Raw genomic sequence first — 4,128 nt, 5'->3', positions numbered from 1 at the left:
ATCGATGATGGTCGGCAGCAGCGCCAGATAGAACATCATGATCTTCGGGTTGCCGAGGGTCACCGCCATGCCGGCAAAGAACAGTTTGAGGGCTGAATCCTCGCGCGGCATCTCGCCCTCTTTCGCCTCGACCGGCGCCGTCCACATCTTGAACGCCAGCCAGGCGAGATAGGCGACGCCAACCCATTTCACGACGACGAAGGCGTAGTGAAAGGTCTGCGCCACGACGGCCAGCCCGAACACCGCCAGAGAGAGCCAGATGGCTTCGCCGATCCACATTGCCAGCAGGAACGGGAAGACATCGCGAAAACCCTTCGAGATCACCCGCGCCACAAGGGCTGCGATCGACGGGCCGGGCGAGCCGGCTGCGACAAACAAAGCGGCGGCGAAGATCAGCAGCGAGGCGAGATGCATGAGGGCGTTTCCTCTTGAACGAACAGACCATACCGGATCGCAGCCGATTTGGCACGTCCGGCAAAAGGCAATCGTTGAGCAAGGAGACAATAGCTGCCAGCGTCGGCGCTGCCGACGCTCTTGCCCTCCCCTTCAGCCCTGGCTAGAAGACCGACCCTCGACATCTATTCAGAGCATCGCTTTGCCTCAGTAACCGCCGGTCTCGCCAACTCCCCCGAATGCACCGCGGCGCAGCCATCAATGCTGCCTGCTTATTTTCACGTGTTCTTCAGGCGGCGGTTCGAGACCGGTTTGGCATTGCTGAGCCGCGTCGAGCGCAATCGCGCCGACGCCTGATTTCCAAACAACACAGTCTCTCGCCACGCCGTGCCCATGAGGGGCATCTCGGACATTGCCGGCCTGACGGACTTCCCGACGGGAAGGGCCTACCGGCATGTCCACCTTGCGTGTCCATTGGACGATCGCGCCCGCAATCGCGCCTCGACCTCTCATCAACTGCAACCGGTGCGGCGGCGTGAAACCCTATCGATGCGGCGAAAAATTCCGTGTCAACGCCAACGGCAAGCGCATCGACGTCTGGCTGATCTATCGTTGCGTCGACTGTGACAATTCCTGGAATTTCACCATCCTGGAGCGGCGAAACCGCCGCGATATCGAGCCGGCGCTGCTTACGGCGCTCGAATGCAACGATCCCGCGCTCGTGCGCCGTTTTGCCTTCGATGCCGCCGCGCTGCGCAATCGCGCCGGGCGGGTCGAGGAATTTGCCGACATCACGGTCCATAAGGAGCCGCCTGCCGGCGAACCTGGACACGCGACCGCGCTTTGGCTCGAGCTTCGGCTGGAGGGCACGACGCCTTTGCGGCTGGACCGCTTGCTTGCCGGCGAGCTCGGCCTCCCGCGATCGAGGCTTCAAGCCCTGGAGGGCCGAGGGCGGCTGACCGTCGGACCGGACGGCGGCAGGACCTTGCGCAAGCCGGTTCGCGACGGCCTGGCGGTGCGCATCGATCTGATCGGGGAGGCTGATCGCAACGCCATCCTGTCGGCAGCGTGCCGCTGAAACGAAAAGAGGGAGTAGATACTCCCTCTTTTGAACCCTTGGCTGGAAAGCTTACGCCGCGCCCATCACCCTGGCCGACTTCTCGAAACGCTTGCGCTCGTTCGGGTCGAGATAGAGCTTGCGGAGCCGAATGGTCTTCGGCGTCACCTCGACCAGCTCGTCGTCCTGGATCCATGCCAGCGCCCGCTCCAGCGTCATGCGGATCGGCGGCGTCAGCTTCACCGCTTCGTCCTTGCCGGCTGCGCGGATGTTGGTAAGCTTCTTGCCCTTGAGCACGTTCACTTCGAGGTCGTTGTCTCTGGAGTGGATGCCGATGATCATGCCCTGATAGACCTTGACGCCCGGATCGATGATCATCGGGCCGCGGTCTTCCAGGTTCCACATGGCGTAGGCGACGGATTCGCCCTGCTCGTTGGAGATCAACACGCCATTGGTGCGGCCGGGCAGCTCGCCCTTGTAGGGCTCATAGGCGAAGAACAGCCGGTTCATCACGGCGGTGCCGCGCGTGTCGGTCAAAAGCTCCGACTGGTAGCCGATCAGGCCACGCGTCGGCGCATGGAAGACAAGGCGCTGGCGGTTGCCGCCGGAAGGACGCAGCTCGACCATCTCGGCCTTGCGCTCCGACATCTTCTGCACGACGACGCCGGCATGCTCCTCGTCGACGTCGATGACGACTTCCTCGACCGGCTCGAGCAGCTGGCCGTCATCGCCCTTCTGCATGACGACGCGCGGACGCGACACGGCGAGCTCGAAACCCTCGCGGCGCATCGTCTCGATCAGCACCGCGAGCTGCAATTCGCCGCGGCCGGAGACGAAGAAGGAGTCCTTTTCGGCCGATTCCTCGATCTTGAGCGCCACATTGCCCTCGGCCTCGCGCAGCAGGCGGTCGCGGATGACGCGGCTGGTGACCTTGTCGCCCTCGGTGCCGGCAAGCGGGCTGTCATTGACGAGGAAGGACATGGTGACCGTCGGCGGGTCGATCGGCTGCGCATGCAGCGGCTCGTTCACCGCCGGGTCGCAGAAAGTATCGGCGACGGTGCCTTTCGACAGGCCGGCGATGGCTACGATGTCGCCCGCCTGCGCTTCCTCGATCGGCTGGCGCTCGAGACCGCGGAAGGCGAGGATCTTGGAGACGCGGCCGGTCTCGATCTGCGTGCCGTCATGGTGCAGCACCTTGACCGCCTGGTTGGCCTTCAGCGTGCCGGACTCGATGCGGCCGGTGATGATGCGGCCGAGGAACGGGTTGGCCTCGAGGATGGTGCCGATCATGCGGAACGGGCCGGGATGGACGGTCGGCGCCGGCACATGCTTGACGACGAGGTCGAACAGCGGCGCCAGACCCTGGTCCTTCGGACCCTCGGGGTTTTCCGACACCCAGCCGTCGCGGCCCGAACCGTAGAGGATCGGGAAATCGAGCTGCTCGTCGGTGGCGTCGAGCGCGGCGAACAGGTCGAACACCTCGTTGACCACTTCGATATGGCGGGCGTCCGGACGGTCGATCTTGTTGATGACGACGATGGGACGCAGGCCCACTTTCAGCGCCTTGCCGACGACGAACTTGGTCTGCGGCATCGGGCCTTCGGCGGCATCGACGAGCACGATCGCCGAATCCACCATCGACAGGATGCGCTCGACCTCGCCGCCGAAATCGGCATGTCCGGGCGTGTCGACGATGTTGATGCGGGTGCCGTGCCAGTCGACCGAGGTCGCCTTGGCCAGGATGGTGATGCCGCGCTCTTTTTCGAGGTCGTTGGAATCCATGGCGCGCTCGGCGACGCGCTGGTTGTCGCGGAAGGCGCCGGACTGTTTCAGGAGCTGGTCGACGAGCGTGGTTTTGCCATGGTCGACGTGCGCGATGATCGCGATATTGCGGAGGTTCATGTGTCTGGTCTCGGGAACGTTGCAGGCAGCAGGCTTAACAAGCGCCGCCTTTTTCGGTTGCGCGGCTCATACAGGGTTTTTCGCAATTGCGAAAGGGGAGGCCCGACCCCAAATAATGGTCACTGATTCTTAAACGTCTTGGTGTGAAATGATTCTGTTAACCAAGGCGGAACCTTTGAGGGGCCGGACAGTTCGATGTTCATGACCGATCATATGTCCAGATTGCGTCCGGTTTTCGGGTGGGCAGCGCTCGGCGTGCTGCTTGCGGCCGGCGTGGCGCAGTCGGCGACGGCGCTGCGGGAGAGCGGTGCCATCCAGCCGCCCGACGCCAGGACCGCGCAGCAGATGTTCGCCGACGCCCCCGACGGCGTCGACCCGATCGTCACCGGCCCGGTCAGCGCCGCCTTCAAGCAGCGGCAGAAGGACGCCAACTGCGACACGGCGGTTTGGCCGAACGTTCCGAGAGCTTGCTACCCGGATTGACCCTTTCCGTCACAGGAAACGGCAAATGCTGGCGGGACAGCACCCCTCTCTGCCCTGCCGGGCGTCTCCCCCTCAAGGGAGGAGATTAGCAGCTTTGATCCCGCCGCCAGTCCTGCAGCGTTGGAAATTGGCGAAAGCCGATGTGAAAGCCGATCTCCCCCCTTGAGGGCAGGGCTATCGCATATGGGTTATGGCCTGGATGAGATAATCATCGTTCCAGGCACATTTCTTGATGCGGTGGCTGACAGGGACTTTGTCGATGTCAGCCGCCTGGAGGATGTTTCTGGCAATGC

The 4,128-nt window shown here is 63.4% G+C and carries 4 protein-coding genes; 2 read left to right on the top strand and 2 right to left on the bottom strand.

Features of this window, described 5'->3' with window-relative positions; genetic code table 11:
* Positions 1–414, bottom strand: a 414-nt coding sequence (locus EOD07_RS25090) for a LysE family translocator (RefSeq protein WP_164772500.1), incomplete at its 3' end; no start/stop codon positions are given.
* A 433-nt stretch (positions 415–847) separates the two neighbouring features.
* Here EOD07_RS25090 and EOD07_RS25085 point away from each other — a divergent pair.
* Positions 848–1,471, top strand: coding sequence for a DUF1062 domain-containing protein (locus tag EOD07_RS25085; protein ID WP_127237334.1), 624 nt, complete (start codon positions 848–850; stop codon positions 1,469–1,471).
* Between the two features lie 51 nt (positions 1,472–1,522).
* Here EOD07_RS25085 and typA read toward each other — a convergent pair whose 3' ends face one another.
* Positions 1,523–3,352: a translational GTPase TypA gene (typA, locus tag EOD07_RS25080; protein ID WP_041011079.1), complete on the bottom strand. Its 1,830-nt coding sequence runs from the start codon at positions 3,350–3,352 to the stop codon at positions 1,523–1,525.
* 195 nt (positions 3,353–3,547) lie between these two features.
* Here typA and EOD07_RS25075 point away from each other — a divergent pair, with 195 nt between their 5' ends.
* Positions 3,548–3,835, top strand: a complete 288-nt coding sequence (locus tag EOD07_RS25075; RefSeq protein WP_245470461.1) for a hypothetical protein — start codon at positions 3,548–3,550, stop codon at positions 3,833–3,835.
* Positions 3,836–4,128 lie beyond the last annotated feature (293 nt).

The organism is Mesorhizobium sp. M2C.T.Ca.TU.002.02.1.1 (assembly GCF_003997225.1).
Note: the sequence above shows the minus strand (reverse complement) of the source record. Positions and strands in the feature narration are given on the sequence as shown.

Bases quoted from the DNA above. Each gene is read 5' to 3' on its own strand.
- EOD07_RS25085 (WP_127237334.1), top strand. From the start codon at position 848: ATGTCCACCTTGCGTGTCCATTGGACGATCGCGCCCGCAATCGCGCCT.
- EOD07_RS25075 (WP_245470461.1), top strand. From the start codon at position 3,548: ATGTTCATGACCGATCATATGTCCAGATTGCGTCCGGTTTTCGGGTGG.
- typA (WP_041011079.1), bottom strand. From the start codon at position 3,352: ATGAACCTCCGCAATATCGCGATCATCGCGCACGTCGACCATGGCAAA.